Source organism: Calothrix sp. NIES-2100 (assembly GCF_963875285.1).
In the GTDB taxonomy this organism is placed as follows: domain Bacteria; phylum Cyanobacteriota; class Cyanobacteriia; order Cyanobacteriales; family Nostocaceae; genus Aulosira.
This window is the reverse complement of record NZ_CAWNLA010000001.1, coordinates 6,572,712-6,584,629: the sequence shown is the minus strand read 5'-3', so window position 1 is coordinate 6,584,629 and position 11,918 is coordinate 6,572,712. Positions and strand designations below refer to the sequence as shown.

Below are 11,918 nucleotides of genomic sequence, written 5' to 3'. Positions count from 1 at the left end.
ATGGAGACTAAGGAAAAAATTGAATTTGTTGGTTTACCTTTAGCAGTCTATCGAGAAATAGCGGCTCATTTGCGTCAAGTTGAAGGCTTAGAAGTGGGTTTGATTCCGCAATCATCCCAACAGTTTGATTATTATCAAAGTCAAATCGAGGGATTGTGGATTAGCTGGGTATCAAAACCTACATTTGAAAGTCGGCAACTTGTTCAGCAAATTTTAGCTTACTATCAAAATCGCTATAGTACCTGAGGATTCAATCTTATAAGTAGTCGTCATGAACTGCGTACACCAGGACGGATGAAAAAGCGGCTAGGGGCTAGTATTTTTTACTTAGTACATAGCACTTTTTCCAGCTAGTAGTCATGGAACGTGTACACTACGACACATGAAAAAGCAACTAGGGGCTAGGGGCTAGTATTTTTTACTGAGTGTTTAGCACGGACGCAATTTTTAAAGCTAGCTCCTGCTTAAGGAGCCTGGCTCCGGTAGGGCGTGAAAATCAATACCCTATGCCCCATTTTCAACTTAATCTAACAACTTAATCTAAAGTGTTATTTTAGTCTTGGGTCTTGCCAAGCTACTGCAATTTAAACTTGATTTTATAATTAATCTCTAAAGAATTACAAATTCAAACACTACACCAAACCAGCTTGAAAAATTTGGGTTGGGGTGAGATTCAATTCGGGGAAAGTGGGGGAAATCAGGCGATCGCTATCTCGAAACTTGCTTATTTGATATTCCCCATCAACTAAGTTACAGACAGAGATTGTCGGTTGTTTGGGATTACCGATAAAATTACGTCCACCTAAGGCTGCATAATCGATAATCCAGTATTCGGGGATACCCATCTCTTCATAATCAGCATATTTTAAGTAGTAATCGTCCCGCCAGTTGGTTGATACAACCTCAATTACCAAAGGTATTGATGCACCATTACTGACGGTAGATTCTTTTTTCCACAAAGATTCATTTGCCAGATTTGCACGGTTTAGCACCAAGACATCGGGAAAATAACCAGAATCTTTTTCGGGAGGTCTAACTATAGCTTGGTTGGGGATAAAGTAAGGCAATCCTAGCCGTTTGATTTCAAAAGAAATTTCAATACCTAGAAAGCCTTTAACTTCTTCGTGTTCCCCTACTGGTTGTGCCATTTCAACGATTTCTCCCTTATGTAGTTCATAGCATACTCGTCGATTTTCGGGTAACCAATCGACGAATTCTTCAAAGGTTACTAGCTTGGGTATGGCTTGAGTCATAGATAATAGATAATTACGCCTCTGGAAATATTATCTCTAATATCAGAGGCTACTGACAGGTTTACTACCACGGTTAAGAACATGGCTATAAATGCATTCATTGGAGGCGATGCCTTTGGCAACGTCTTCTGGTGCGTCTGCTGCGCGATCGCCGATCGCACTCACAACCAGGGGATGAAATACCCTAACCCCTAACCCCTAGCCCCTAGACCCTATTCCTGTTTAACTTGGTCTAAAATTATGCAATTGTAAATTGCTGAGGTAAACTTGCTTTCAAGTAATGCAAAATATTACTTAGCTGGTCTTCGGTCTTGGCATCACTCACAATGGACAACTGGCAATTTCTGATACAGAGACAGGGCGATCGCGCTTGGCATACCCTGGAATCGCCAAAAGGAGAAATTTTGGAGGGACGGTATAGAGTTTTGGCTCGTTCTAACCGCCCTAATATAGATGTGGAAGTCAGGGTAATTCACTCCTCTACTCAAGAAGTACCACCTAAGCGGCGAATTCAGAAGCGATCGCGTCGCACTAATTCCGAAGGCTTAATGGCGGTAATTCCTTATACTTATTTCAAACCGGGAATTTGGGAGCTGCAATGCTCTGGTGACTTGATGTCCGATATTCTCGGTAAATCTTGGCAATACAATGTCTATTTGCGAGTTTTGCCGTTTGAGGTAGATGAGCAGGTAATCATATCGGGTAATGGCAATAGTGAAGCATCGGATTCAGCAGCTGATATAAGTACTATTTCTGATAATGATTTATTATTTAAACACTCAGTAAAAACCATACCTACACAACAAACATCTGTTACTGATGCAACAGCAACAATTGCCGCTCAAACTAGCTCTACTACCAAAGCGGCAGTGGATGTTTTGGAAGAAGATGTGATGAGCGATCAACCTGTCAGCCCAGTATGGGTTAAAGGTGAGACGGCTGAACAAATTTTACAAAATTTAATAGATTTAGCTTTACCTAGCGCTGAACCGCTGCTTGATGAAGAACTGCTGGCTGATCCGCCAATACAACCAGCATTACCACCGCTGTTGCTGAACTTAGATCAAGAAACTTATGTTGCTCACTGGGGTGGAACTCTGACTATTAATGGGCGGGTAGAACTACAAGAAAAAGCTTCTTTGGAAGAAGAGATACCTTACCTGGAAAGTCTTTATGCTCTAGAACTAAAAATTTCTCTGCGCTCACCTCTAAAATTAGAAATCTTGAAGGAAGTAAAGCAACCCTTGCCTAATGAAGTGCTGCCTTTTACTATTGAATCCTCAATTGATATTCCCGCTGATTGCGAATCTAAGTTAATTTTGGCAGAGGTGAGTTTGTCTGGCGCACTCACTGCAATTGATGAAGTAAAACTCTTAGCTAGCCAGTCTTTCACAATTACAGCAGATGTCAGCGAATTACTGGCGATCGCCACCGCAGTCACAACCACTACACCTGACTTTGTGGAGTCAGTGGAGGTTGAAGCACCTGAACGAGCTGTTGGTATAGATTTGTCACTTTTGAAATTAGTCAAAGCTGTGCCATCAGATCAGTCTCTGACTTTAGAAAATAAATTTTTACCACCAGAAATTAAACCGCGATCGCCTAAAAAATCATTAGATAGCCATCGGGCGCTAGATTTGCCAAATATGCCGCCTCTCCCACCAATCAAGCCGGTGGAGACGGCGATTTTAACAGAATCTTTGACAGCAGAGCCAAAGACAGGAGAACTGGCTACACAGGAACAGAGTTTGGAAAAGGTGGAAACTTTAGCCGCCATCAACATGGATCAACTGGTGATTAAAAATCGACGGGCATCGATAATTAGTAGCACATTTCGATATTTAAAGCCGTTAACGGTTACGAATAGCGATGGTGAAGCAGTATCCGATTTTCATTCTCCAGAAAACTCACAGGCGCTGCATAAAACTTTAGCAGGTGACAAGACAAATGAATTATTGATCGGTAATCAAGAATATGGGGATGAGTCTGTTGTGGAGGTGGCTCTCTCCCGGCGTTCAAAATTAATTGATGCTTATATTGCAGAAGTTACTAGCCCATCGCGCCCGGAATTAATTGATGAGTCTGTGACACCAAAAACTACGTCACCAAGTCCAGAATTCATTGATCAGCCTGTTGCACCCACAACTGCTCCACCTAGTCAAAAATTAATCATAGAAGGTAACCCCTATTCATCGCCGCTGATTACAAAATGGTTGGAGAATCAAGGATTTTCTTTACCTGAACCGATGGAGGTGTCACAACCAGATGACAATACCGATGTTGTAGAACCAGAGACTGTGGACAATCAGCAGGCTGGTGTGTCTTTAAATGCTGAAACTACTCCTGTTGAACTAAACTTGCCATTAAATCTTGACGCTGACATCGAGATCCCAGAAGATTGGTTGGCGATCGCTCACCAGGAGGAAGAAGATTCCACTCCATCACTTCCAGAAGCGCCACCGCCACCGCTACCTCCTCATTATCCGAAGATACCGCTACCCAATTTAACTCAAGAAATTGTTGTAGAAGATACATATATTGAACCTGAGGTAGATGTAGCACAAACCATTCCTGAGGAAGAACCAGAGCCTGATGTGCCAATGGTGCTGGAACCATCGCCTTTACTGCGGATGAGCGCGCCAATTGTCGAACCATTACCCACACCAAAATTGTATGTACCAGAGGGCGAACTAATTGCAGGTACAACTGTGAGGGTGCGTGTGGAACTACCTCGGCTATCCTCGGAAGTTGTTGTCAAGCTATGGATTGAGGATTGCCAAAGCCGCAGCTTGATGGATGGTCCCCATTTGTTGAAAAATTTGCAGCTTAATTCTTTGGGAAGGTTGGAGCTGACAACGCAATTACATGTTCCTTTTGGCTGCTTAGAAATGCGCGTTGAGGCGATCGCGCTTAACCCCGAAACCCAACAGGAAAGTCACAAAGTTACCGTCATGCGAACTGTGATTCCTCCAGATTTACCAACTTTGCAGCTAGAAGAACTGTTAGGTATTTAAACATCCCTAGCAACTGCGGCTGTGTTAAAAATCTTTAGAATTTAAAAAATGAGGCAGAATTTGCAGTAAGCTCATTTTGAATTGTAGTGTAATTTAACAGGAATCATTGACTATGGCAACTCAACTTTTGCCTTCTATCTTGGCTAGTACTTCCTACTTACCTGCTCTTTTCGTTCCCATCATCGGTTGGGGTGTGCCCATCGCAGTATTTGCGTTTTTGTTTCTATACATTGAACGCGAAGATATTGCCTAATTTGGTAATTAGTCATTTAACTAATAACTAATGACTAATGAATAGTTAATACCGCCTATCTCAGTGAGACAGGCGGTTTTTTAATAATGTCGATTTCTAAACAACTGCTAGATAATCTACACTAATTATGCTATTCGGCTCCAGCTACTATTAAATTGAAGAACCGATTCCGGCATAGGCTCCGTAAAAGAAAATGCCGACAACAGTAATTACACCTAATCCTGCGATCGTAGCGACGACCCACAGGGGAATTCTCCCACTTCCAGACACAGTTTTCTCCTCCCTTAACAACAAATCAACACAAGTTGAATAAACAGATAATTAACCAAAGTGCTTCCAGTTAGTTAAAGAAGTAACTGGAAAACAGGATACCCAGAACAAAAATCAGTAGTAGTCCCAGGTACAGTGAAGTCCGGTTTAGTTCAACCGGCTGATTATTGGTATTGGGCGTTCTTTCCATGAGTTCCTCCTAGCGTTGAATAAACTGCATTGCGGCGATCGCGCCCAAAAAGAAAACGGTTGGCACACCTAAGGTGTGAACTGCCAGCCATCTAACTGTAAAAATTGGATAGGTAACTGGTTGATTGATGTTATTGCCGCTAGTCATGATTTCAAACTACTTTCCGATATAATTTTCAACTTGCTTTTTAGCATCAAAACGGTTATTCACAATGGGCACTTCCTGGCGTGCTTGTGTGAAATACTCATTAGGACGGGGTGTGCCAAAAACATCATAAGCCAGTCCGGTGCTGACGAATAACCAGCCAGCAATAAATAATGCTGGGATGGTGATGCTGTGAATTACCCAGTAACGTATGCTGGTAATAATGTCCGAAAACGGACGTTCTCCAGTGGTACCTGACATTTAACTTCCTACCTTCACAAAGACTGTTATTGAGTTTATTATCCTACAAAGTTTAGAAAGAGTTACAACTTGCAACGTTCTTCTCATAAATCTGGATAATTACATACACCAGTGTTGCTCTAAGCTGGCTCTGACGGGGAAGTTGTGGCTACGTTGGGGTTATATTTGAGCAAAACGCCGCGATCGCCAATAATAAATCCTTGGTCGGGCTGGAAAAACACAATTTTGTAAAAGTTAGCGGCGACTGTTTCCACATCCCGGTCTTTTTCCCAAGTTTTGCCACCATCAGCACTGTGCAGCAAATTTCCACTGCCACCGCCTACCCAAATGTCATCGGGTGTACGATAAGCTAAATCCAGTAAACCCCAACTAGTAGATAATTCGGGATTTTGTGCTTCTTGCCACTCTTCTGGTTTCGTGGGGTCACTAAATTGTACCTGACCTCCCCGTGCGAGCATCCACATTTGCCCATTATCCGAGAAGCCCATGTTTTCTACGCGACGAGAACTATTGCGGTTATGGGGAACCCAAGCATTTTGTCCTGGTTCCCAAGTGGAGTAGAAGCTACCTTTAGCGGAAACAGCAACATATTTACCATCAGCAGAACGTTCTAAGTTACGTACCACACCAACTGCTGCTTCGACTTGGGCTTTCCAATTTTTACCGCCGTCTTTGGTTTGATAGATTGCGCCTACATCAGTAGCCATCTCAGCTGCATCTTTTCCCAGCGCACTGATACTAATGGGATTTCCTGGCAGTTTTTCACTGAGGGGAATGCGCGACCAAGAACGACCTTCATCAGTAGTATGCAATAACAAACCAGGCTCTCCGGCAATCCACCCTTCTTTCCCAGCAAAACTCACAGAATCAAAGCGATACCTGGTGTCATCCAGTGCTAGATTTAAGGGTTGCCAAGTATTACCACCATCATTGGTTTCCAAAATGGTGGCGTTGCTACCTACTAAGTAGCCATGCTGAGGATTTTCTGTAAAAGCAATATCGAACAGCTTGGCTTCTGTAGGCACAGAAATGATTGCCCAGGGGTTATAGCTGGTAGAAGGGACTTTGCTACAACCTATACACATCAGGACAACTATCAACAGGGCAAATATTCGTTGCCAACTTTTCAAAATTGCGTGCATCAGTATTTCTTAATTTCTTAGTTGTTTCTAAATTTGTCATTGGGCATGGGGGAGGCAGTGCGTTGCGGAGCCAGTAGCGTGGGCGGGTTTCCCGACTTGAGCTAACTGGCGTGGAGGTCTCCTCCGTTGTAGCAACTGCCGTCATGGGGCATTGGGCATGGGGCATTGGGCATTTACAATTTGTTATTAGTTATTTCTCCCTTGTCCCCCGGTCACTGAGCGCAGCCGAAGTGTGTCCTCCTTGTCTCCCTCATCCCCCTTGTCCCTGTGGGTGGTGATTCTTAACTAAGTATCTATTGTAACCCGTAGAGACTGAGAAAAAATAAGAAACCAAGTGCCAAAGCGCCGAAAATCAGGAGGTTTTTTTGGGTTGGGGTCAAAGTGTTGACACCTAAGCCGTAACCAAGATTTTCTCGAAAGCCCGATGCTTGACCTGCTGGGCCGATGTTAGCGAAAGCTTGTTTCTTTGCACTACATACAGGACAGCGCCAATTTAAGGGTAGTTCTGCGAAGGGTCTTCCAGGGGGAATATCATATTTGTCATCTCCCTTCTCAGGTTCATAAACGTAACCGCAGGAGCGACACTCGTAGCGGTCTAACACTTGAGTCTCAACAGCTGGTTCGCTTTGTTCGCTCATGGCTTAGGCCTCGCAGAGGGGCAAATATTAAATATACGTTACAAATTATGACATAACTGTTAGACTTTTCTATCACAACTAAAAACGAATCAAATACCTTCAGCGCGTCTGTTTCCCAGATTTCAGAAAAGCCTAGAAGATATAATGTAAAAGAAAGTTACGGCGTTATTTACACCATAAACGGTAGATATCCATTGTGTTTGTTCTCAGCGGTTACGAGTACCTTCTAGGCTTTCTAATTATCTGTAGCCTAGTGCCTGCCCTGGCGCTCTCAGCGTCCAAGCTCCTACGACCCAGCGGCAAAAGTGCGGAACGGCGCACAACATACGAATCTGGCATGGAACCCATCGGGGGAGCCTGGATTCAGTTCAACATTCGCTACTATATGTTTGCGCTGGTCTTTGTCGTCTTTGATGTGGAGACTGTGTTTTTGTATCCTTGGGCGGTAGCTTTCCACCGTCTAGGGCTATTGGCATTCATTGAAGCGCTAATTTTTATTGCAATTCTTGTAATCGCCTTAGTTTACGCATGGCGTAAAGGAGCTTTGGAATGGTCTTGAATTCTAACTTAACAACCCCGGACAAAGAGCGCATCATCAACCCGATTGATCGTCCCTCAATCACTCAAGACCTTTCAGAAAACGTGATTCTGACTACGGTTGATGACCTTTACAACTGGGCGCGGCTTTCTAGTTTGTGGCCGTTGCTATTTGGTACGGCTTGCTGCTTTATTGAGTTTGCCGCTTTAATTGGCTCTCGGTTTGACTTTGACCGTTTTGGTCTAATTCCCCGTTCCAGCCCCCGCCAAGCTGATTTAATTATTACGGCGGGGACAATCACCATGAAGATGGCACCTCAACTCGTGCGTCTTTATGAACAAATGCCTGAGCCGAAGTATGTGATTGCGATGGGAGCTTGTACAATTACAGGCGGGATGTTTAGCGTTGATTCTCCCACCGCTGTGCGTGGAGTTGATAAACTAATTCCTGTGGATGTGTACTTGCCTGGTTGTCCGCCACGTCCAGAAGCGATTATTGACGCAATTATCAAGTTGCGGAAGAAGATAGCTAACGATTCTATCCAAGAACGGGATCAAATCAAGCAAATCCACCGCTACTACAGCACGACTCATAACCTCAAGCCAGTAGAGCAAATTTTAACTGGTAAGTATATGCAGTCAGATACTCGCTTTACACCACCTAAGGAATTGGCCCAAGCGATTGGTTTACCAGTTCCACCTGCTTTACTGACATCCCAGAAACAAAAGGAGGAAACAAACCGTGGCTGATGAAGAATCTAAGCCAGTACCAGCAGCCGAAGAGTCTCTGGTAAAAGCCGGAAAAGTTTCCCAGTGGTTGACAGAAAATGGCTTTGACCATGAGGTTTTACCAGCTGATGCCAATGGGGTAGAGATAATTAAGGTAGAGCCAGATTTTTTGCTCCCCATCTCTACAGCTTTGTATGCTTACGGGTTTAATTATCTCCAGTTTCAAGGTGGGATTGACCTGGGCCCTGGACAAGAGTTAGTGAGTGTATATCACTTAATTAAAGTAGGTGATAATAGCGATCGCCCCGAAGAAATCCGATTGAAGGTGTTCTTACCACGGGAAAACCCTACAGTTCCTTCAGTCTACTGGATTTGGAAAACCGCAGACTGGCAAGAGCGCGAGTCTTATGATATGTTCGGCATTATCTATGAAGGACACCCCAACCTGAAGCGGATTTTAATGCCAGAAGATTGGGTAGGCTGGCCTTTGCGGAAAGATTACATCTCGCCTGATTTCTACGAGTTGCAAGACGCTTATTAGTTAGACAGTGCTAATTGCTGAGTGTCAGCAGTGAGAATTGTGATATCTCATCCCTAACCCCTCTCCGGCGGCGGAGGGGGGTATTGTTTTGGCAGTTTCGCGCAAAGCAGGAAGGAGGAGAGGCGATCGCAATTTTTTTTACGTATAGAAGTCTTATTTGATTTGTGAAAATTCACGTTGTTCAGATCCCCGACTTCTCAAAGGATGTTGCTGGCAAATGGTTGGTTTGACCTCTCAATTCACATCAAACAAGTTCTCTCGCATATCTGAAAAAACGCCCGCAGGCTGGAAGCCTGGGGCTAACGCTACGAAGCCCACCTTCGTGGGCTAAAAAAATTTAGCCCACGAAGGTGGGCTTTGTACGATTAGCCGCACCCTTCTAGGGTGAAGGCGGTCTGTTGGGTAAGCGCGGGGTCCATTGGTGTCAACTTAAGTTAAAAGGCTTATCCCACAGGCATTTTACCCCACCCCTCAATCCCCTCCCCGTAAACGGGGAGGGGAGGTTTTGCGTCAGCAAAGCCGGGGTGGGGTGACGCGGATCATGATGTTAAGTGAGAGAATTCGCTCATCACGTCTTGGTAAGGGTTTCACGTTAAGTTGACACGTATGCGCGGGGTCTTACCCCTAAATCGCCAGCAGTATTCTCAAAGAAGTCGGGGATCTAATTTTTCGCGAATGATTTAGGACAGCTATATTGCTATTTATCTTTGAAAATTAATTTGAAAATGTTACTTTCAGAAGCTTTGTGGGAAATCTATAAATATAGCTTCTATCAAAAGGAGTTTATCTCACTATTTTATATTAGCAAATACAGAGTGGTTATATCTAGAGTTTAAAGTGCTAACTGACCAAAGTTTCAATTTTATATAATTTTGTTAAATTGCTGCAATGTTATTAGAAAACATAAAATTTTCAGAACTACCATCGGTTTATTTGTTAGACAAAGACAAACTGCCGAATTGTGCAGCTATCTACTTTGTATCTGATAGTAAAAGTCAGATTCTTTATATTGGCAGAACAATCAACTTAGTTGGGCGCTGGCGAGAGCATCATAGATTTAAACAGCTAAAAAGATTTAATCGAAAAGACCGTATTACTATTAGTTGGATAAATTGCAGTAATCAGATAAATTCTCTTCCAACTATCGAAAATGAGTTAATAAATTTATATAAACCGCCGCTGAATTGGTCGAAAGTTTTCGCACCAATTAGAAGAATAACTCCAGCCGAGACAGCATTACAGCAGAGCCTTCAGCAGTTGGCTAACTGTAATACTATGATATTTGGGTTCGATCCAATTGCTGATGAAGAACCACCCACAATATATTTGGTTTATCCTGTTTACGATAGGCGTGGTGTATCAGGCACTATACGATCTGCATTAAAAAATATCAATAAAAAAGCTAGCACACTAAAGTGGAAAGAGTACCACATAGAGCCTAAGTATTCTGGAAAGTTTGGCTATTGGCAGACTGATTACAACGGTATACGAATAGATTTAGCTCCGTTTCAAGATTTAGTTCACTTTATGGATAGTTCAACTCGCCGCACTATCGCTGGGGTTGAGCTTATGGCTTTTAGTAGTGAGCAACTAGAACTAATTCTAGAAAATACACCAGAGTTTAAGGAAGAAGCTTCAGGTTTAGAGGCTTTAGAAGATGACCCTATCCCAATAAAAATAGTTGATAAAAAATATCAGAGCAATAGTAATAATGAAAGTGTAGTTAATGTTGAAACTTGGGAGGAATTAGAACCAATGGCTGAAGGTGAATCTAGAGTAATGAATCGTCAATTTTTGTATGTGGATGATATGGAAATAGAGGTTTGTTCTAACGAAAATGGGAAGCATTTTGTTAGGCATAATGTTTATTGGTGGATAGAACATAAACATAAAAATCCTGACCCAAAGTATGATTGCATTCTGCAAAACTTAAAAAATACAGTAGATAGACTACCAACTATCAGATGGTCTGGCTATAGGTTTAGATTGGAAACTATTGTCTTCAGCGAAGATGATGTAGAAGTGGAAAGTGTACTGCTACCACTAGCTATGTTTGAAGACCTGATGAGAGGTAACCTCAATTCAAGGTTTAATGCCAAACTTATAGAAGAAATTAAAAGCGGTGAATATACATCAAAGCCAGAGGATTCAAAAAATATAAAACTATGTGTATGGCTGCACAGTAATTCATTATCTTCGCTAATCTCAAGCAATAACAGCTAAATAAAGTGGAATGATGGGGTTGTGAAGGCGATCGCTGTACTTCAAAACCTCAAAGCTGCGATTTGGAAGGCGAAGTTTTGTGTTTTGAGGTGGAATGATGGGGTGCTGAAGGCGATCGCTTGACTTCACAACCTCAAAGCTGGGCTTTTGAAGACGAAGTTTTGTGTTATGAAGTGAAATGATCGGGTTGTGGAGGCGATCGCTTGACTTCAAAACCTCAAAACTGGGGTTTAGAACGCGAAGCTTCGCTTTTTAAGGTGAAATCATGGGGTGATGAAGGCGATCGCTTGACTTCAAATCCTCAAAGTTGGGGTTTGGAATGCGAAGTTTCGTGTTTTGAGGCGAAATGATGGGGTTGTGAAGGCGATCGCTTGACTTCAAATCCTCAAAGTTGGGGTTTGGAAGGCGAAGTTTCGTGTTTTGAGGTGGAATGATGGGGTTTGCAAAGGCGATCGCTAATGATGCTACTAACGAAGTCTTCCACTGAATCCCGTAGATGCTGAGAAAAATCTACCCTTGAGAAGCTAGGAAAGCTGTGCAACGGTAAAGTATGTTGAAAATTAAATTTTCTAACTAAAAAATTTATTTTATTTATTTGTTAAGTAACTTTTACTATTGTAAATGTATAAACTAACATTTATTCCTATTTGCTATGTGTATAATTAATCATTGACTATTATTCACTTTTCTTCTCTATTCCTAATCTATCTGTTGTCATACTGC

General features: G+C 42.6%; 15 protein-coding genes. 8 read left to right on the top strand and 7 right to left on the bottom strand.

Annotated elements, in window-relative coordinates:
• Entirely contained in the window at positions 1-246 is a 246-nt protein-coding gene (locus tag AACU32_RS26750; RefSeq protein ID WP_096604194.1) for a hypothetical protein, read from the top strand.
• A 386-nt stretch (positions 247-632) separates the two neighbouring features.
• Here the strand turns inward: AACU32_RS26750 and AACU32_RS26745 are convergent, their stop codons facing one another.
• Positions 633-1,253, bottom strand: coding sequence for a Uma2 family endonuclease (locus AACU32_RS26745; protein WP_096604193.1), 621 nt, complete (start codon positions 1,251-1,253; stop codon positions 633-635).
• Positions 1,254-1,579: 326 nt separating this feature from the next.
• Between AACU32_RS26745 and AACU32_RS26740 the strand changes: the two genes are divergently transcribed.
• Together AACU32_RS26740 and AACU32_RS26735 are read left to right on the top strand one after the other, a co-directional pair.
• Positions 1,580-4,267, top strand: coding sequence for a hypothetical protein (locus tag AACU32_RS26740; RefSeq protein ID WP_096604192.1), 2,688 nt, complete (start codon positions 1,580-1,582; stop codon positions 4,265-4,267).
• A gap of 112 nt (positions 4,268-4,379) precedes the next feature.
• Positions 4,380-4,520: a photosystem I reaction center subunit VIII gene (locus AACU32_RS26735; RefSeq protein WP_096604191.1), complete on the top strand. Its 141-nt coding sequence runs from the start codon at positions 4,380-4,382 to the stop codon at positions 4,518-4,520.
• Positions 4,521-4,670: 150 nt separating this feature from the next.
• Here AACU32_RS26735 and AACU32_RS26730 read toward each other — a convergent pair whose 3' ends face one another.
• The 6 genes from AACU32_RS26730 to AACU32_RS26705 all read right to left on the bottom strand — a co-directional run bounded on the left by AACU32_RS26730 (position 4,671) and on the right by AACU32_RS26705 (position 7,165).
• Positions 4,671-4,790 carry a photosystem II reaction center protein J gene (locus AACU32_RS26730; RefSeq protein WP_089125458.1) on the bottom strand — a complete coding sequence of 40 codons (120 nt, stop codon included), beginning with the start codon at positions 4,788-4,790 and terminating at the stop codon, positions 4,671-4,673.
• Between the two features lie 70 nt (positions 4,791-4,860).
• Positions 4,861-4,980 carry a photosystem II reaction center protein L gene (locus AACU32_RS26725; protein WP_096604190.1) on the bottom strand — a complete coding sequence of 40 codons (120 nt, stop codon included), beginning with the start codon at positions 4,978-4,980 and terminating at the stop codon, positions 4,861-4,863.
• Positions 4,981-4,989: 9 nt separating this feature from the next.
• Entirely contained in the window at positions 4,990-5,127 is a 138-nt protein-coding gene (gene psbF / locus AACU32_RS26720; protein ID WP_015115279.1) for a cytochrome b559 subunit beta, read from the bottom strand.
• A 9-nt stretch (positions 5,128-5,136) separates the two neighbouring features.
• Positions 5,137-5,385, bottom strand: coding sequence for a cytochrome b559 subunit alpha (gene psbE / locus AACU32_RS26715; protein WP_096604189.1), 249 nt, complete (start codon positions 5,383-5,385; stop codon positions 5,137-5,139).
• 119 nt (positions 5,386-5,504) lie between these two features.
• Entirely contained in the window at positions 5,505-6,527 is a 1,023-nt protein-coding gene (locus AACU32_RS26710) for a photosynthesis system II assembly factor Ycf48 (protein ID WP_096604188.1), read from the bottom strand.
• Between the two features lie 293 nt (positions 6,528-6,820).
• Entirely contained in the window at positions 6,821-7,165 is a 345-nt protein-coding gene (locus AACU32_RS26705) for a rubredoxin (protein WP_096604187.1), read from the bottom strand.
• 196 nt (positions 7,166-7,361) lie between these two features.
• On the opposite strand from AACU32_RS26705, the gene ndhC reads away from it, so the two are divergent.
• The 5 genes from ndhC to AACU32_RS26680 all read left to right on the top strand — a co-directional run bounded on the left by ndhC (position 7,362) and on the right by AACU32_RS26680 (position 11,545).
• The gene (gene ndhC / locus AACU32_RS26700; RefSeq protein WP_045872960.1) at positions 7,362-7,724 is read left to right on the top strand and encodes a photosynthetic/respiratory NAD(P)H-quinone oxidoreductase subunit C; all 363 of its coding nucleotides are present in this window, start codon (positions 7,362-7,364) and stop codon (positions 7,722-7,724) included.
• The gene (gene ndhK / locus AACU32_RS26695) at positions 7,715-8,452 is read left to right on the top strand and encodes a photosynthetic/respiratory NAD(P)H-quinone oxidoreductase subunit K (RefSeq protein WP_096604186.1); all 738 of its coding nucleotides are present in this window, start codon (positions 7,715-7,717) and stop codon (positions 8,450-8,452) included. The genes ndhC and ndhK overlap by 10 nt, the downstream gene beginning before the upstream one ends.
• On the top strand, positions 8,445-8,972 hold the full coding sequence (locus tag AACU32_RS26690; RefSeq protein WP_096604185.1) for an NAD(P)H-quinone oxidoreductase subunit J: 528 nt from the start codon (positions 8,445-8,447) through the stop codon (positions 8,970-8,972). The genes ndhK and AACU32_RS26690 overlap by 8 nt, the downstream gene beginning before the upstream one ends.
• 888 nt (positions 8,973-9,860) lie before the next feature.
• On the top strand, positions 9,861-11,195 hold the full coding sequence (locus AACU32_RS26685) for a GIY-YIG nuclease family protein (protein WP_096604184.1): 1,335 nt from the start codon (positions 9,861-9,863) through the stop codon (positions 11,193-11,195).
• A 203-nt stretch (positions 11,196-11,398) separates the two neighbouring features.
• Positions 11,399-11,545: a hypothetical protein gene (locus AACU32_RS26680; protein ID WP_339378298.1), complete on the top strand. Its 147-nt coding sequence runs from the start codon at positions 11,399-11,401 to the stop codon at positions 11,543-11,545.
• Positions 11,546-11,918: the final 373 nt, after the last annotated feature.

Excerpts from the sequence above, each read along its gene's own strand:
- AACU32_RS26750 (WP_096604194.1), top strand. The coding sequence starts at position 1 with ATGGAGACTAAGGAAAAAATTGAATTTGTTGGTTTACCTTTAGCAGTC.
- AACU32_RS26745 (WP_096604193.1), bottom strand. The coding sequence starts at position 1,253 with ATGACTCAAGCCATACCCAAGCTAGTAACCTTTGAAGAATTCGTCGAT.
- AACU32_RS26740 (WP_096604192.1), top strand. The coding sequence starts at position 1,580 with ATGGACAACTGGCAATTTCTGATACAGAGACAGGGCGATCGCGCTTGG.
- AACU32_RS26735 (WP_096604191.1), top strand. The coding sequence starts at position 4,380 with ATGGCAACTCAACTTTTGCCTTCTATCTTGGCTAGTACTTCCTACTTA.
- AACU32_RS26725 (WP_096604190.1), bottom strand. The coding sequence starts at position 4,980 with ATGGAAAGAACGCCCAATACCAATAATCAGCCGGTTGAACTAAACCGG.
- psbF (WP_015115279.1), bottom strand. The coding sequence starts at position 5,127 with ATGACTAGCGGCAATAACATCAATCAACCAGTTACCTATCCAATTTTT.
- psbE (WP_096604189.1), bottom strand. The coding sequence starts at position 5,385 with ATGTCAGGTACCACTGGAGAACGTCCGTTTTCGGACATTATTACCAGC.
- AACU32_RS26710 (WP_096604188.1), bottom strand. The coding sequence starts at position 6,527 with ATGCACGCAATTTTGAAAAGTTGGCAACGAATATTTGCCCTGTTGATA.
- AACU32_RS26705 (WP_096604187.1), bottom strand. The coding sequence starts at position 7,165 with ATGAGCGAACAAAGCGAACCAGCTGTTGAGACTCAAGTGTTAGACCGC.
- ndhK (WP_096604186.1), top strand. The coding sequence starts at position 7,715 with ATGGTCTTGAATTCTAACTTAACAACCCCGGACAAAGAGCGCATCATC.
- AACU32_RS26685 (WP_096604184.1), top strand. The coding sequence starts at position 9,861 with ATGTTATTAGAAAACATAAAATTTTCAGAACTACCATCGGTTTATTTG.